The sequence below is a fragment of the Pseudomonas sp. MMS21 TM103 genome (assembly GCF_022132145.1).
Classification (GTDB): domain Bacteria; phylum Pseudomonadota; class Gammaproteobacteria; order Pseudomonadales; family Pseudomonadaceae; genus Aquipseudomonas.
In genome coordinates this window covers 1389619-1404582 of sequence record NZ_JAJISP010000001.1, presented here as the reverse complement: position 1 = coordinate 1404582, position 14964 = coordinate 1389619, and the positions used below count along the sequence as shown (strand labels likewise).

Annotated in this window: 15 protein-coding genes; 4 read left to right on the top strand and 11 right to left on the bottom strand. The window is 62.6% G+C overall.

All coding sequences use genetic code 11. The annotated features are described in order from the left end of the window. Window positions 1-7 precede the first annotated feature (7 nt). On the top strand, window positions 8-211 hold the full coding sequence (locus LJY18_RS06455) for a twin transmembrane helix small protein (RefSeq protein ID WP_090500813.1): 204 nt from the start codon (window positions 8-10) through the stop codon (window positions 209-211). A gap of 54 nt (window positions 212-265) precedes the next feature. Here the strand turns inward: LJY18_RS06455 and LJY18_RS06450 are convergent, their stop codons facing one another. Genes LJY18_RS06450 through coxB form a run of 4 tightly spaced genes read right to left on the bottom strand, consistent with a single transcriptional unit; the run spans window position 266 to window position 4462 of the window. Beyond that, window positions 266-1153, bottom strand: a complete 888-nt coding sequence (locus tag LJY18_RS06450; protein ID WP_238040952.1) for a cytochrome c oxidase subunit 3 — start codon at window positions 1151-1153, stop codon at window positions 266-268. An 11-nt stretch (window positions 1154-1164) separates the two neighbouring features. After that, complete coding sequence (locus LJY18_RS06445) at window positions 1165-1716, bottom strand: cytochrome c oxidase assembly protein (protein ID WP_238040951.1); 552 nt, start codon at window positions 1714-1716, stop codon at window positions 1165-1167. A 12-nt stretch (window positions 1717-1728) separates the two neighbouring features. After that, a complete protein-coding gene (ctaD, locus tag LJY18_RS06440) occupies window positions 1729-3333 on the bottom strand; it encodes a cytochrome c oxidase subunit I (protein WP_238040950.1) in 1605 nt (534 codons plus the stop codon). Window positions 3334-3337: 4 nt separating this feature from the next. After that, window positions 3338-4462, bottom strand: a complete 1125-nt coding sequence (gene coxB, locus LJY18_RS06435; RefSeq protein WP_238040949.1) for a cytochrome c oxidase subunit II — start codon at window positions 4460-4462, stop codon at window positions 3338-3340. A 353-nt stretch (window positions 4463-4815) separates the two neighbouring features. Between coxB and LJY18_RS06430 the strand changes: the two genes are divergently transcribed. Next, the gene (locus LJY18_RS06430; RefSeq protein ID WP_238040948.1) at window positions 4816-5472 is read left to right on the top strand and encodes a hypothetical protein; all 657 of its coding nucleotides are present in this window, start codon (window positions 4816-4818) and stop codon (window positions 5470-5472) included. 86 nt (window positions 5473-5558) lie between these two features. Here the strand turns inward: LJY18_RS06430 and LJY18_RS06425 are convergent, their stop codons facing one another. The 5 genes from LJY18_RS06425 to LJY18_RS06405 form a co-directional block, all read right to left on the bottom strand. Continuing rightward, window positions 5559-6272 (bottom strand): carbonic anhydrase, encoded by a 714-nt coding sequence (locus LJY18_RS06425; protein ID WP_238040947.1) that lies wholly within the window; start codon window positions 6270-6272, stop codon window positions 5559-5561. A gap of 238 nt (window positions 6273-6510) precedes the next feature. Continuing rightward, window positions 6511-7572, bottom strand: coding sequence for a PA0069 family radical SAM protein (locus tag LJY18_RS06420; RefSeq protein ID WP_238040946.1), 1062 nt, complete (start codon window positions 7570-7572; stop codon window positions 6511-6513). A gap of 259 nt (window positions 7573-7831) precedes the next feature. Further along, on the bottom strand, window positions 7832-8116 hold the full coding sequence (locus tag LJY18_RS06415; RefSeq protein WP_238040945.1) for a YheV family putative zinc ribbon protein: 285 nt from the start codon (window positions 8114-8116) through the stop codon (window positions 7832-7834). After that, a complete protein-coding gene (prlC, locus tag LJY18_RS06410; RefSeq protein ID WP_238040944.1) occupies window positions 8113-10161 on the bottom strand; it encodes an oligopeptidase A in 2049 nt (682 codons plus the stop codon). Before prlC ends, LJY18_RS06415 begins: the two co-directional genes overlap by 4 nt. A gap of 145 nt (window positions 10162-10306) precedes the next feature. Next, on the bottom strand, window positions 10307-11980 hold the full coding sequence (locus LJY18_RS06405) for a diguanylate cyclase (RefSeq protein ID WP_238040943.1): 1674 nt from the start codon (window positions 11978-11980) through the stop codon (window positions 10307-10309). Between the two features lie 199 nt (window positions 11981-12179). Here LJY18_RS06405 and LJY18_RS06400 point away from each other — a divergent pair, with 199 nt between their 5' ends. Further along, on the top strand, window positions 12180-12722 hold the full coding sequence (locus tag LJY18_RS06400) for a gamma carbonic anhydrase family protein (protein WP_238040942.1): 543 nt from the start codon (window positions 12180-12182) through the stop codon (window positions 12720-12722). Between the two features lie 14 nt (window positions 12723-12736). Next, complete coding sequence (locus tag LJY18_RS06395; RefSeq protein WP_238040941.1) at window positions 12737-13384, top strand: HAD hydrolase-like protein; 648 nt, start codon at window positions 12737-12739, stop codon at window positions 13382-13384. Window positions 13385-13496: 112 nt separating this feature from the next. Here the strand turns inward: LJY18_RS06395 and LJY18_RS06390 are convergent, their stop codons facing one another. Beyond that, window positions 13497-13766 (bottom strand): DUF1161 domain-containing protein, encoded by a 270-nt coding sequence (locus tag LJY18_RS06390; RefSeq protein ID WP_238040940.1) that lies wholly within the window; start codon window positions 13764-13766, stop codon window positions 13497-13499. A 62-nt stretch (window positions 13767-13828) separates the two neighbouring features. After that, window positions 13829-14908 (bottom strand): aminopeptidase, encoded by a 1080-nt coding sequence (locus tag LJY18_RS06385; RefSeq protein ID WP_238040939.1) that lies wholly within the window; start codon window positions 14906-14908, stop codon window positions 13829-13831. Between the last annotated feature and the right edge of the window lie 56 nt (window positions 14909-14964).

Here is a 14964-nt window from a genome sequence, read left to right as displayed (position 1 = left end):
TTACCCAATGCTCAAGGTCGCGATCGTCCTCTTGCTACTCGCTACAGTGGTCAGCCTGTTCAGCGGTCTTTTCTTCCTGGTCAAGGACGAGGGTCGCTCTTCCCGAGTGGTCAACTCCCTGACCGTTCGGGTCACGCTCACTGCCCTGACTGTAGCCCTGATTGCCTGGGGCTTCTATAGCGGCCAACTGGTGCCCCAGGTGACTTGGTAAGCACAGGTCACGCCTGCAACGCCCCCTCCTGGCGCTAAGGCTAGGCCGCGCGGGTCAGAGTACATAAACGAAGGTGAACAAGCCGATCCACACCACATCGACGAAGTGCCAGTACCAGGCGGCCGCCTCGAAGCCGAAGTGATGCTCGGGGCTGAAGTGGCCACGCAGGACGCGCACCAGCATCACCGTCAGCATGATCGCCCCCAAGGTGACATGGGCACCGTGGAAACCGGTGAGCATGAAGAAGGTGGCCCCATAGATGCCCGAGCCCAGGGTCAAGCCGAGCTCGGTATAGGCATGGATATATTCTTCGGCCTGGAACACCAGGAAGGCCGCGCCGAGTACCAGGGTCAACGCGAGCCAGAGTGTCAGCGGCTTGCGCTGGTTCTTGCGCAGGGCATGGTGAGCGAAGGTCAGGGTGAAGCTGGAACTCACCAGCAGCACGGTGTTGAGCAAGGGCAAGCCCCAGGCGCTGATAATGCCGCTGGGGGCCGGATAGAGCTTTGGATCCGGCGTGTTGAGCAACGGCCAGCTGTACTCGAAACCTGGCCAGAGCATGTTGGCGATACCCTTGTCGCCTTCGCCGCCCAGCCAGGGCCCGGCCCAAGTGCGCACGTAGAACAGCACGCCGAAAAACGCGGCGAAGAACATCACCTCGGAGAAGATAAACCAGCTCATGCCCCAGCGGAACGAGAGGTCCATCTGCGCGCTGTAGAGGCCGGAACGGCCTTCCTTGATCACGGTACCGAACCAGCCGAACAACATGTAGGCGAGGAACAGGCCACCGACGAAGAAGATCAGCGGACCGTTGGAGTCGGCCCGCTCGGCCTTCATATCATTGAACCAGATGCCGAGCCCGACAACCGTGATCAGCAGACCAAGGGTGGCGATAATCGGCCACTTGCTCTGGGCCGGAACGTAGTACTGCTCATGAGCTGCCATCTTTGTTCTCCTTATTGGCCCACCTGGGCTACAGGCGGTTTACTCGCAGTGATATCGAACAGGGTGTAGGCCAGGGTCAGGTGGCGCACATCTGCCGGTAAATCTCGATCGACGATGAAACGTACCGGCATTTCAATACGTTCACCGGGCTGCAGAATCTGCTGGGTAAAGCAGAAACACTCGGTCTTGTGGAAATACGCCGCTGCCTTGGAGGGAGCAATGCTGGGGATCGCCTGAGCGGTCATTGGTTTGTCCGTGGGGTTGTGCGCGACGAACACCATCTGCGTGCTGTCACCCGGATGCACCGTCACTTCATCGCCCAGCGGACGGAACTCCCAGACCATGTCGGCCGCATTGGTGGCGAGAAACTGCACGCGCACCTGGCGCGACAAATCCACACTTTGCTGCCCGGCCTCATAGACCCCGGCGGTTTTACCGTTAATGCCGAAGGCCTGACACATTACGTCGTAGATCGGCACCAGGGCGAAACCGAAGCCGAACATCGCCACCACCACCAATGACAGGCGGATAACCAGGCGGCGAATCGGCAGGGCTTCACTCATGGCCGCGGCTCCTTACTTCACTTCCGGCGGGGTCTGGAAGGTGTGGTACGGCGCCGGCGACGGGATCGTCCACTCCAACCCTTCGGCACCGTCCCAAGGCTTGGCCGCCGCCGGCTTGCCGCCACGGATGCACTTGATGACGATAAACAGGAACAGCAACTGGGTCGCGCCGAACATGAAGGCGCCGATGCTCGAGACCATGTTGAAGTTGGCGAACATCATGTTGTAGTCCGGGATGCGCCGCGGCATGCCGGCCAGGCCGACGAAGTGCATGGGGAAGAACGCCAGGTTCATGCCGACGAAGCTCATCCAGAAATGCAGCTTGCCCAGGGTCTCGTCGTACATGTGCCCGGTCCACTTCGGCAGCCAGTAGTAGGCCGAGGCGAAGATGCCGAAGATCGCACCCGGCACCAGCACATAGTGGAAGTGCGCCACCACGAAGTAGGTGTCGTGGTACTGGAAGTCGGCCGGGGCGATGGCCAGCATCAGGCCGGAGAAACCGCCAATGGTGAACAGGATGACGAAGGCCACCGAGAACAGCATCGGCGTTTCAAAGGTCATGGAACCGCGCCACATGGTGCTGGCCCAATTGAACACTTTCACCCCGGTCGGCACGGCAATCAGCATGGTGGCGTACATGAAGAACAGTTCGCCGGTCAGCGGGATACCGACGGTGAACATGTGGTGCGCCCAGACGATGAAGGAGAGGAAGGCGATGGACGCGGTGGCATAGACCATCGAGGTGTAGCCGAACAACGGCTTGCGCGCGAAGGCCGGGATGATCGCACTGACCGCGCCGAACGCGGGCAGGATCATGATGTACACCTCGGGGTGGCCGAAGAACCAGAACACGTGCTGGAACAATACCGGATCGCCGCCACCGGCAGCGCTGAAGAAGCTGGTACCGAAGTGGATGTCCATCAGCATCATGGTCACGCAGCCAGCCAGTACCGGCATCACCGCGATCAGCAGGAAGGCGGTGATCAACCAGGTCCAGACGAACAGCGGCATCTTCATCAGGGTCATGCCGGGGGCGCGCAGATTGAGGATGGTGGCAACCACGTTGATCGCGCCCATGATCGAACTGATACCCATCAGGTGCACGGCGAAGATGAAGAAGGTCACGCTTTCCGGCGCGTAGGTGGTGGACAGCGGCGCGTAGAAGGTCCAACCGAAGTTCGGCCCGCCGCCTTCCATGAACAGGGTGCTGACCATCATGCTGAAGGCCGCCGGAAGCAGCCAGAAGCTGAAGTTGTTCATCCGCGGCAAGGCCATGTCCGGCGCACCGATCATCAGCGGAATCATCCAGTTGGCCAGGCCGACGAAGGCTGGCATCACCGCGCCGAAAACCATGATCAGGCCATGCATGGTGGTCATCTGGTTGAAGAATTCAGGCTGCACGATCTGCAAGCCTGGCTGGAACAGCTCGGCGCGGATCACCATGGCCATGGTGCCGCCGAGGAGGAACATGGCGAAGCTGAACCACAGGTACATGGTGCCGATGTCTTTATGGTTGGTGGTCAGCACCCAACGCATCAGACCTTTGGCGGGGCCATGATGATGGTCATCCCCGGCATGGCCATGACCTTTATGATCCGTATCGATCACTGCACTCATGTCCTTACTCCTGAGCTTGTTTGAACGCGAGAACGTCTTGTGGTGTGACCATGTCACCCACTTTGTTGCCCCAGGCGTTGCGTTCGTAGGTGATGATCGCGGCAATGTCGACTTCCGACAGTTGCTTGCCGAAGGCGGCCATGGAGGTGCCCTGCTTGCCGTTGACCACGATGTCGATATGTCCTGCGACTGGGCCGGTGGCGATGGCGGAGCCTTTGAGTGCAGGGAACATCGGCGGCAAACCTTCGCCAGTAGGCTGGTGGCAGGCAGCGCAGGATGTGTTATAGGCCTTTTCGCCACGGGCCAGGAGTTCTTCCTGGGTCCACTCCTTGCTAGTCAGCTCCTGCTCGGCAAGCGCTAGCTGCTTGCGCTCGGCCAGCCAGGCGGCGTAGTCCTCCTTCGACTTGACCTCGACCACGATCGGCATGAAGCCGTGATCCTTGCCGCACAGCTCGGCGCACTGACCGCGATAGATCCCTGGTTCCTCGACCCGCGTCCAGGACTCATTGACGAAGCCGGGAATGGCGTCCTTCTTCACGGCCAGGGCCGGCACCCACCAGGAATGGATCACATCGGCGGAGGTAATCAGAAAGCGTACTTTGGTGCCAACCGGCACCACCAGCGGCTGATCGACCTCAAGCAGGTAGTGCTCGCCCTTTTCGGCCTGGTTAAGGATCTGGTCTTGCGGCGTGGTCAGGTTGCTGAAGAACTCGACGTCCTGGCCCAGGTATTTGTAGTGCCATTTCCACTGGTAACCGGTGATCTGGATATCCAGTTCGGATTCCGAGCTGTCGTAGATTTCGATCAGCGTCTTGGTCGCCGGGATCGCCATCAGTACCAGAATCACCAGCGGCACCACGGTCCAGAGGATCTCCACCGTGGTGCTTTCGTGAAAGTGCGCGGGCTGCTGCCCCGTTGAGCGGCGGTGAATCAGCATCGACCAGAACATTGCGCCGAATACCACCACGCCGATCACGACGCATATCCAGAAAATGGTCATGTGCAGGTCAAACACCGAGCGACTGACCTCAGTAGCGCCGGGCGCCATGTTAAGCGTCCAGCTGGCGTTAGCCGAACTGAATACCAAACACAGCAGGAGGCTCATCCAAACACGTGGATGTCGCATCATTGCGGGTTCCCCTTATCGTTCTTGTTATCCCGCCGGCGGGGCATGCAGCAAAAGGATCGACGGCCATGACAACTGTCGAAACCTCTCCGTGCCGAAGCCCGTCCGGTGTTATCAGGTACTGTCTTTCGAATTCGAGTATAGACGGCGACTTCGACCTGGCAACGTCAAAACAAAAATCGTCAACACCGCGCAAGCCTTGCGCTAAACGCCACGGTGGATATGACCCAGCTACAATGAGTGATAGCGCGTTATAGCGCTCTCGTATAAGTATGAAAAATTTATGACAATCGCGTCTGAGCAGCTGCCTCCAGCCAGCTATGGTTCACGCCCATGTCCTCACTTCAGGAGTAGTCATGAATACCCACGCATTGCGCGAACTGATTCAGCGCGCTCACCAACACGAAGCCGGGAGCAAGCAACTCTCCGTACAACTGAGCACGCAATTGGAGCGTCTACATCCCTCCATCCGTCTACCCGACGTTGACACCCTCGGGGTGCTCACGCGCTTTGTCAGCGCCTATATCGAGCAGGTGCCCGATGTTCTGGAGGCGGCCAACCAGGTCGCGCGCGAAGCCGGCATCGAAGCGCAGATCAAGCCAGTACTGAAAGTCGCCGAACAGTTTTTCCTCCAGCCACCTGCACTGATGGCCGGACATGATGGTCTCGACGGTCTGCTGGACGAAGCCTACCTGGCCCACCGCCTGGTCGAGGAGGTCAACGACCGCTACATCGCCCACCTTGGCCGCCCCCTGATTCCGCTGGACACCACGGTGGCGAACCTGATCGCCCACCAGTTGATCGGCGAGCCGTTTGCCAATCAGCTGGACGAAGCCGTGCACCACGCCGTGGATGGCATGCTCGACGAGGCCAGCTTCGACCAGGCCTCGGTGCACGCCTATCGCGAACGCTTGAGCGACCCGCACACCGAAGCCGCCTGGAAACGCTGGCCCTGCCTGTCAGGCCAACTGGGAGTAGAACTGCAGCTGGACGAATCGCGCGCGGCGAGCTGACGAGCGCGCGCACGAACCGGGAACAACGCTTTCGCAGGGTTGAGCGGGGCGCCGTCCGACCTTGTACGGCCGGATGCCGCCGGCTTTCAGATCTGTAAATAACGTGGTCGCGGTGTGGCCATCGGCAGTGGGCCGTCGCCGATCTGGCGGAACTCGCCTTTCTCGGCGTCATAGGCCTTGATCTCGCTGGTCTCGATGTCGTACACCCAGCCATGGATGAACAATTGACCGCTGGCCAGGCGCGAGGCTACCGAGGGATGAGTACGCAGGTGGTCGAGTTGGGCCACCACGTTTTCCTCGGTGAGGATGCCCAGGGTGTTGTGGTCGGCGCAGCCGCAATTGTCCTCCACCACGATCTTGGCCACTTCGGCATGGCGCAGCCAGGCTTTTACCGTCGGCATGCGCTCCAGGTCTTCGGGGTTGAGCACCGCCTTCATCGCGCCACAGTCGGAATGCCCGCAGATGATGATGTGCTGCACGCCCAACGCCATCACCGCGTACTCGATGGCGGTGGAGACCCCGCCCATCATCTGCCCGTAAGGCGGCACCACATTGCCGACGTTGCGGGAGACGAACAGGTCGCCGGGATCGCTCTGGGTAATCAATTCGGGGACGACGCGCGAATCGGCGCAGGTGATGACCATCGCCCGTGGCGTCTGCTCATGGGCGAGCTTCTTGAACAACGCCTGTTGCTGCGGAAAGACCTCCTCACGGAAGCGCTGGAAGCCGTCGACAATATGCCGCAGCGCTTCCTCGGCGCTTTCCACCACGCGAATGTTCTGCTGCTCTTGTTTGTCCATAGGGCTAACCTCGAAAAATCTGCGGGGGCGCATCCTCCTGGCGCAGCCAACACCTCAGGCCAGTGATTGCGCACCTTAACTGGACACTCGACGCGCACCCTGGGTCACTGCGAACCCGGACAATGGCGGCCGGCCAGATCTCCTGTTCGATCAAAAGCAATTCGCGTTCCAGTGCACGATTAACCGCGGGCATCTGCAGGCGGCCGCAGGAAACCGTCGGCTCATAACCTCCCAGTATTCAGAGCAGGCTCAGCTGCGCCCCCGGCGGGCAGAACTGCGAGCAGTCCAGGCCCTGGGTGTCACGGCGATCCAGGCCCAGCTTGCGACTGGCGAGGCGAAAGCGCTGGGCCAGCAGTTCGGCGAACGGGCCTTCGCCGCGCATGCGGCTGCCGAAGCGGCTGTCATAGTTCTTGCCGCCGCGCGACTGGCGGATCAGGCTCATGACATGGGCGGCGCGCTCGGGAAAGTGCGCCTGCAGCCATTGCTCGAACAGCCCGGCGATTTCCAGCGGCAGGCGCAGCAGCACATAGCCGGCCGAGCCTGCGCCGGCATCGCGGGCGGCCTCAAGCAGGCGCTCCAGCTCGCTGTCGTTGATCAGCGGAATCATCGGCGCACAGATCACCCCGACCGGCACCCCGGCCTCGTGCAGCGTGCGCATGGCGCGCAGGCGTGCCCCCGGCGAAGCGGCGCGCGGCTCCATGATGCGTTTCAGTTCGTCGTCGAGGGTGGTCAGGCTGAAGGCCACGCTGACCAGGCGCTGACTGGCCAGCTCGCTGAGCAGATCGAGGTCGCGCAGGATCAGCGAACCCTTGGTAATGATGTGCAGCGGATGCTTGTAGCGCAGGAGAATTTCCAGGGCCTGGCGGGTCAGGCGCTGCTCGCGCTCGATCGGCTGGTAGGCATCGGTGTTGATGCCCAGGGCGATCGGCTGCGGTACGTAGCCGGGTTTCTGCAGTTGCTCTTCCAGGCGGCTGGCCAGGTTGGTCTTGGCGATCAACCGGGTTTCGAAATCGATGCCCGGCGACATATCCCAGTAAGCGTGGCTGGGCCGGGCGAAACAGTAGATGCAGCCATGCTCGCAGCCCCGATAGGGATTTACCGACCGGTCGAAACCGACATCCGGCGAGTTGTTGCGGGTGATGACGCTCTTGGCCATCTCGCTGCGCACCTCGGTGGCGCGCGACGGCGGCGTCTCGTCCTGATACCAGCCGTCATCCTCGGCCACCGAACGGGTCGGCGCGAAGCGGTTATGCGGGTTGCTGGCGGTACCGCGACCGCGCGGCGGCAGGGAAACAGACATGGAGCGACTCCGGCAGAATACTGTATATAAGTACAGTTATTCTGCCTGATCACCAAGTACCAGCCGTCGCCTGCCGGTCCAGGCCGTCGACCCCATGATCATGGGCACGGCCTGTGGCAGCCGCTGACCATCCGCCATCGCGTTCATCGCTCCCTGGCTGGTGCCTGGGCACGCCGCCCGTGACGCTGGGCGTCAGCGACGAAGCCAACACCTGGCAAACTGCGTCGCCGGGTGACAGCAGCGGTTAGCCCCTGCGGGTTTACTCGGTCGGCTTCTTCAGCTTGGGATTGGGAAAGAACTGCACCGCCTGCACCTTGGGATTGGCAGCCTTGGGCTTCAGTGCGCTGACGTTGACCCGAGTCGGCAGCTCCCTGGGCACCGAGTTGCCGCGCGCATCCAGGGTGTCGGCGTAACCGCAGCCCACGCATTCGCGGTGCGGTACGCCGTCTTCGTCCCACATCTGGATCTTGTCCATCTCGCTGCACGCCGGGCACACGGCGCCGGCGATAAAGCGCCTCTTGCTTACCTTAGGCACGTCGCTCATGCGGCCTCCTGGCTCAGGCCCAGATGCCGCAGCAGCGGGTCGATGCTCGGCTCGCGGCCGCGGAAGTCGACGAACAACTCCATCGGTTCCTGGGAACCGCCGCGGGCGAGGATCGCCTCGCGGAAGGCGCGACCGGTGTCGCGGTTGAACACGCCTTCTTCCTCGAAGCGCGAGAAGGCATCCGCCGAGAGCACTTCGGCCCATTTGTAGCTGTAGTAACCGGCCGCGTAACCGCCGGCGAAGATATGCGCAAAGCTGTTGGGGAAGCGGTTGTAGGCCGGCGGGCGCAGCACCGAGACTTCGTCGCGGATGCCTTCGAGTACCTCGAGCACACTGCGGCCGTCGCCGTGAGTGGCGTGCAGTTCGAAGTCGAACAGGCTGAACTCCAGCTGACGCACCATCATCAGGCCGGACTGGAAGTTTTTCGCCGCCAGCATCTTGTCCAGCAGGTTCTGCGGCAGGGCGTCGCCAGTTTGGTAGTGACCGGAAATCAGCGCCAGGCCTTCGGGCTCCCAGCACCAGTTCTCCATGAACTGGCTCGGCAGCTCGACCGCATCCCAGGCCACACCATTGATCCCCGAGGCGCCAGCATGCTCGACCCGGGTCAGCAGGTGATGCAGGCCGTGGCCGAATTCGTGGAACAGGGTGGTGACTTCGTCGTGGGTCAACAGCGCCGGCTTGTCGCCCACCGCCGGGGTGAAATTGCACACCAGGTTGGCCACCGGGCTGATCAGCTTGCCCGAGGCGCTGCGCCGCTTGTCGCGGGCGCCGTCCATCCAGGCGCCACCGCGCTTGTTGGCGCGAGCGTAGAGGTCGAAGAAGAAGCGCCCGACATGCTCGCCGTGCTCCTTGATCTCGAACAGGCGTACATCCGGGTGCCAGGCGTCGAACCCGGACAGCTCCTCGATCTGGATGCCATAGAGCTTCTCGACGATGGCGAACAGGCCGCCCAGCACCTTGTCGATGGGGAAGTAGGCGCGGAGGATTTCCTGGGAAATGCTGTAGCGCTGCTCGCGCAGCTTCTCGCTGTAGTAGCCGACATCCCAGCTTTGCAGGTCGCTGCAACCTTGCTCGGCCGCGAAGGCCTGCAGCTCGGCCAGGTCCTGGGCGGCGAACGGCTTGCTGCGCACCGCCAGGTCACGCAGGAAGTGCAGCACCTGGTCGGTGGATTCGGCCATCTTGCTCGCCAGGCTCAGCTCGGCGTAGTTGGCGAAACCGAGCAGCTTGGCCAGTTCCTGGCGCAAGGCGAGGATTTCCAACATCACCGGGCTGTTATCGTGCTGGCCGGCATTCGGCCCCTGATCGGAGGCGCGAGTGCAATAAGCGGCATACACCTCTTCGCGCAGGGCGCGGTCGTCGGCGTAGGTCATCACCGCGAAATAGCTGGGAAATTCCAGGCTGATCAGCCAGCCGTCCAGGTCCTTGGCCTCGGCCGCCTGGGCCATCTGCGCCTTGGCCGAATCGGTCAGGCCGGCCAGCGCCGCCTCGCTGCTGACCTGCTTGCTCCAGGCCTGGGTGGCATCGAGCAGCTGGTTGGAGAAGCGGCTGCCCAGCTCGGAGAGCTTGCTTTGAATGGCGCCGAAGCGTTGCTTCTCGGCCTCGGGCAGGTCGATGCCGGACAGGTGAAAGTCGCGCAGGCTGTGCTTGAGGATGGTCTGCTGGGCAACATCGAACCCAGCCGCCTCGGGGCTCGCGGCCAAGGCATGGTAGGCCTCGTACAGCGCACGGTTATGGCCCAGCTCGGTCGAGTACTCGGACAGCTTGGGCAGGCAGGTCTCATAGGCCGCACGCAATTCGGCGTTGTTGCACACCGCATTGAGATGGCTGACCGGGCTCCAGGCGCGGCCAAGACGATCATTCAATTCGTCGAGCGCCAGCACCAGCCCGTCCCAACTCGGCTGGTCGGCCTGGCGGCTGAGCAGGTCGGCGATGGCCGCACGGTTGTCGGCGAGAATGCTATCGATGGCCGGCTCGACGTGCTCCGGGCGAATGGCGGAGTAGGGCGGCAGGTCGAAATCTTGAAGCAGCGGATTGTTCGCAGTCACGGTGGCACCTTGGCTAATTCGGGCGGCGTCGAACGCGCCGTAATGGCCGCTATCTTAATACAAGCCAGGCCCGCAGCCGCAGCAAAGCGCTCTATCGGCGCGATTGACCTGGCGGCGGCACATCGCCGCGCCCCCGGCCGCGACGCTAGCCCTGGTAACACACCAACTGGTCGCGGCCACCACGCTTGGCGGCATAGAGCGCCTCATCGGCAGCGGCGAAGAGCTGTTCCGGGTGTTCGAAGGGACCATCGGCCAGGCTGGCCAGGCCGATGCTCAGGGTCAGGGGCGTATCCCCCTGGACCAGGTTGGCCAGTTCGCGGCGCAAGCGCTCGGCCAGCACCGTGGCTTCCGCCGCGCTGCTGTTGGGCATGATCACGGCGAATTCCTCGCCACCGTGGCGGCAGGCAATGAATGGCTTGCGCACCTCGCATTGCAGCAGCCGCGCCACCTTCTGCAAGGCGCGGTCGCCGGCCTGATGGCCGTGGTTGTCGTTGAAGCGCTTGAAGTGGTCGATGTCCAGCAGCAACAGGCTGAGCGGCCGGCCGAGCTGACGTGCCACCTGCAGCTCCTTGTGCATCTGACTGTCGAAGTGGCGGCGATTGCACAGGCCGGTCAGGGCGTCCAGATAACTGCTGCGCTTCAACTCGCGCACCCGGCTACCGAGGGCCAGCGACAGCAGCACCATCTCGATCAGCGAGCCGAGCTGGAAGGCATTCTGCGTCAGCATATTGTGCGGCAACCAGCCGAACGTCTTCAGCATGTAGATCACCACCCCAACCAACAACGCGGACCAAGCCAGCAGGTAGTAGCGGGCCGGGCGTGCACCGGCCAGCAGCGCGACCACACCGAGCAGCAGCAACTGCAGGGTGATGACCAGGGTCAACCCGGCAAACGGCTGGATCAGCTGGCCATAGCTGAACTCGGAAATGCCCAGCATCAGTAGGACGCACAGGCCCTGCAGCAACTGGCTGAGCCGATCCAGGCGCGGTGCCAGCTGGCGGGTGGCGAGGATGCCGCGGGCGAACTGCAGGGCCCAGAGCAGCGACAGGCCGAGCAGCAGCAACAGGCTGTCGTTGGCCAGGCGCGGGCTGTCCGGCCAGAGGAACTGGTAGCTCAGGCCGTTGTGCACGGCCATGTACAGGCCGTAGCAGCTGACATACAACAGGTAGAAGAAGAACGCCCGGTCGCGCACCACCAGAAACATGAACAGGTTGTACAGCACCAGCGACAGAAAGGCGCCGTAGTAGAAGCCGTAGGCCAGCTGCTCCAGGCTAATACGCTCGAACAGTGTCTGCGCCGAGGACAGGCCCAGGCCGATGTTGATCGGCCCGGCCGAGGCATAGCGCAGGTAATAGGTCTGTTCACTGTAAGGCGGCAGGTCCAGGCTGAAGATGAAATCGCGATGGTGGATCTCGCGGCTGGCGAATGGCCGCCGGTCGCCAGTGTTGCGCACCTGCCAGCTGCCATCTGGTTGAGGGCTCCAGAACTCGAGCCAGTCGATCAGCGGATAGTCCTGGCGCAGCATCAGGTGGCGGATTTGCGCGGAGGGATTACTCAGGCGCACCCGCACCCACCAGGCCGAATGGCTGAAGCCGAAGTTGGCCGACTCGGCCTGATTGTCGCGGAACTCGAGGGCCTGGACCTGCTCCAGGCTGAGCTGACCACTGGGATCCTCGAGCAACTGCAGATGGGGCGCCAGGTTGACCATCTCGCCCTGTCCTGGCGCAACCAGGGTACTTGCCTCGGCCTGAACCAGCCCGAGACACAGCCAGAGCGACAAGCCGGCCAGGATGCGCCAGGCCAGCGCCTTTACGCTCAATAGATCCCCCACCACCATCGAAAACCTGACCTTGCGGCTACGTGTCCCTCCGGCAACTGGGAGGAAGCTTTTTGCCGAATTCTGCCAGTGCAATGGCCTTGAGTCATCAGTTTCTGGCGAACGGTTACGCTCGCCAGACCGGCGTTATCGGTCAGAGTTGATTACACTCATGCATAAACCAGCTCGGGAGACTCCCATCGTGGCAATCCGCAGTTACCAGCAGTTCACTCCGCTGCTCGACGAACGGGTATTCGTCGATAGCTCCGCCGTGGTGCTCGGCGATGTAGAAATCGGCTCCGACAGTTCAATCTGGCCGCTGGTGGTGATCCGTGGCGACATGCACAGCATCCGCATCGGCGAGCGCACCAGCATCCAGGACGGCAGCGTGCTGCACATCACCCACGCCGGGCCCTTCAACCCGCGCGGCTACCCGCTGAATATCGGCGACGATGTGACCATCGGCCATAACGTCACCCTGCACGGCTGCAACATCGCCAGCCGGGTGCTGATCGGCATGGGCAGCATCATCATGGATGGCGCGGTGATCGACGAGGAAGTGGTGCTCGGCGCCGGCAGCCTGGTCACTCCCGGCAGCCACCTGGAAAGCGGCTACCTGTACGTCGGCAGCCCGGCGAAAAAAGCCCGCGAGCTAACCGAAAAGGAACGCAGCTATTTCCGCTACAGCGCCGACAACTATGTACGCCTGAAGGATCAGCACCTGATGGAAGGCTATACCAGCTGATGCAGCGGGGCGGCATGCACCACCAGCACATCCTCTTCGACCTCGACGGCACCCTGACCGATCCGCGTGAAGGCATTACCCGTTCGGTGCAGCATGCGCTGGCACAGTTGGGCATCGACGAACCCGATCTGCAGGCGCTGGAGCACTTCATCGGGCCGCCGCTGTTGCAGTGTTTCATGCAGACCTATGCCTTCGACGAGGCCACGGCCTGGCAGGCGGTGCATCATTACCGCGAGCGCTTTCGCGAGGTCGGGTTGTATGAGAATCGCCTGTTCGACGGCGTGGGCGAGCTGCTTGAGCTGTTGCTGACGCAGCAGCGGACCCTGTATATCGCCACCAGCAAGCCGGCGGTATTTGCCGTGGAAATTGCCCGCCATTTCGATTTCGCCCGACACTTCGCAGTGATCTACGGCAGCGAACTGGACGGCACGCGCACCGACAAGGTCGAGCTGATTGCCCATCTGCTCGAGCAGGAACGCTTGGCGGCGGACAGCGCGTTGATGATCGGCGACCGCAAGCACGACTTGATCGGTGCGCGGCGCAATGGCCTGGACGCGGCGGCGGTGGGCTATGGCTTCGGCAGCCGCGAAGAGTTGCAGGCCGAGGCGCCAACCTATCACTTTCAGACCCTGGACGAGCTGCGCCGGGCTTTCCAAGCCTGAGCTGCACTTCCAGATGGGGCGGGCCGCGCAGATTGGGGGCGCTTAGCCGATGGCTTCTCGGTTATGCAGTTTTGCCGACCGGATCGGCGTCAAACGTCCACACCCGGCTTGCTCACTGAGGCGCAGATGGTATCCGCGGCGGCTCCAGCGCTGAGCCGTTCTTCTGGTAGATGATCTTCCGCGTACCGCCGTCGCAGCTGCCGACCACCATGCTCTGATCCTGCACCTCGTCGTTGTCGACGATCTCCAGGGTGTAGCTGGAAACGCCAGCGGCCTGGATCTTCACTTCGATCTCCTGCTTCAGTTCCTCGCAGGGTTTGGGCGCCGCCCATGCAATGCTGCCGAGCAACCCGAGCAGCACCATCACTGTCCATCGGTTCATCGTGCATCCCCTTGCTGTTGCGAAACTCTCCTGCGTTTGACTGGCGCGCGGTACAGCAAGTTCTAGCGGGCTTTGGCCAAGGTTTGCAGGGCCGCAGTGCGCGCCGTGGCTGACAACTTGCCGAGGGTCGCGCCCCTTTGGTAGAAGCGCGGCCAATCGCCGCCGACCTCGGCGAAGATGGCGGCGAACGCCGGTACCCACTTGTCGTACAGGCCGAACGGCAGCAGTTTGGCATTGTTCAGCGGCGCCGCGACCCAGGCATCGTAGCGGCCGCGACCGCCCCACTCGCGCTCACGCAGGACGCGGTACTCCTGGCGCAGACGCTCGAACTCGGCCTGCTTGGCGACACGCATGGCGTCTGCGGTCAGATCGCGGGCATACAGCTGCTTCAGGCGCGCGCGGCTGGCCAGCACCAGCGCGATGAACTGTTCGTGCTGCTTGGCTTCGCGTTGCCCGACGGCATTCAAGCCGCGCGCCCGCTGCCACTGGCGCAGCCCTTCGCGCTCGACGAAGGTTGCGAAGGATTCGTTGAACGCGGTGTCGCCGGCCACATACAGTTGCTGGTGGGCCAGTTCGTGGAAGATCACCGCCACCAGACGTTCATCGCTCCAGCGCAGCATGCTGCTGAGAATCGGGTCGTCGAACCAGCCCAGGGTGGAATAGGCCTCGATCCCGGCCAGGTAGGTGTCGAAGCCGCGCTGCTTGAGCAGCGCCGCCGCGCCACGGCCACGGCCGAGGCTGTAGTAGCCGCGATAGGCCACACAGCCAGCGATGGGAAAGCAGTGCAGCTCGGGCTGGTCGGAAAACTCCGCCGTGGCGAACAGGTTCCACACCACGAAAGGCCGCTGGATATCGGCATACAGGCGGTAGCTGCGGTTATCCGGCAGGCCCAGCCCCGTACTGGCAAAGTCGCGCGCCTGCTGAGTCAGGATCAGGCGTTGCTGCAGGCCTGGATCCACTTGCGGGTCATGCAGCAAGGCATCGACCGGTTTGCGCACCTGAAGCAACTGCATCTGCCCCCGAGCCAGGTGGCCGTAGTAGTCCAGGGTGCCGCAACCGCCGAGCAACAGCAGGGCCGCCAGCAGCGGAACCCAGCGCCGGCAGATGGGGTCGACAAAAGAGTGAGCGATGCGATAGGTCATAGCCAGCAAGCTAGCGCATTGCAGCTGCTATCCGCACTATCGGCGTAAGCTAATTG

What these genes read in the sequence shown, in the direction of transcription:
- LJY18_RS06455 (WP_090500813.1), top strand. Translation starts at nt 8, where the DNA reads ATGCTCAAGGTCGCGATCGTCCTCTTGCTACTCGCTACAGTGGTCAGC.
- LJY18_RS06450 (WP_238040952.1), bottom strand. Translation starts at nt 1,153, where the DNA reads ATGGCAGCTCATGAGCAGTACTACGTTCCGGCCCAGAGCAAGTGGCCG.
- LJY18_RS06445 (WP_238040951.1), bottom strand. Translation starts at nt 1,716, where the DNA reads ATGAGTGAAGCCCTGCCGATTCGCCGCCTGGTTATCCGCCTGTCATTG.
- ctaD (WP_238040950.1), bottom strand. Translation starts at nt 3,333, where the DNA reads ATGAGTGCAGTGATCGATACGGATCATAAAGGTCATGGCCATGCCGGG.
- coxB (WP_238040949.1), bottom strand. Translation starts at nt 4,462, where the DNA reads ATGATGCGACATCCACGTGTTTGGATGAGCCTCCTGCTGTGTTTGGTA.
- LJY18_RS06430 (WP_238040948.1), top strand. Translation starts at nt 4,816, where the DNA reads ATGAATACCCACGCATTGCGCGAACTGATTCAGCGCGCTCACCAACAC.
- LJY18_RS06425 (WP_238040947.1), bottom strand. Translation starts at nt 6,272, where the DNA reads ATGGACAAACAAGAGCAGCAGAACATTCGCGTGGTGGAAAGCGCCGAG.
- LJY18_RS06420 (WP_238040946.1), bottom strand. Translation starts at nt 7,572, where the DNA reads ATGTCTGTTTCCCTGCCGCCGCGCGGTCGCGGTACCGCCAGCAACCCG.
- LJY18_RS06415 (WP_238040945.1), bottom strand. Translation starts at nt 8,116, where the DNA reads ATGAGCGACGTGCCTAAGGTAAGCAAGAGGCGCTTTATCGCCGGCGCC.
- LJY18_RS06395 (WP_238040941.1), top strand. Translation starts at nt 12,737, where the DNA reads ATGCACCACCAGCACATCCTCTTCGACCTCGACGGCACCCTGACCGAT.
- LJY18_RS06390 (WP_238040940.1), bottom strand. Translation starts at nt 13,766, where the DNA reads ATGAACCGATGGACAGTGATGGTGCTGCTCGGGTTGCTCGGCAGCATT.
- LJY18_RS06385 (WP_238040939.1), bottom strand. Translation starts at nt 14,908, where the DNA reads ATGACCTATCGCATCGCTCACTCTTTTGTCGACCCCATCTGCCGGCGC.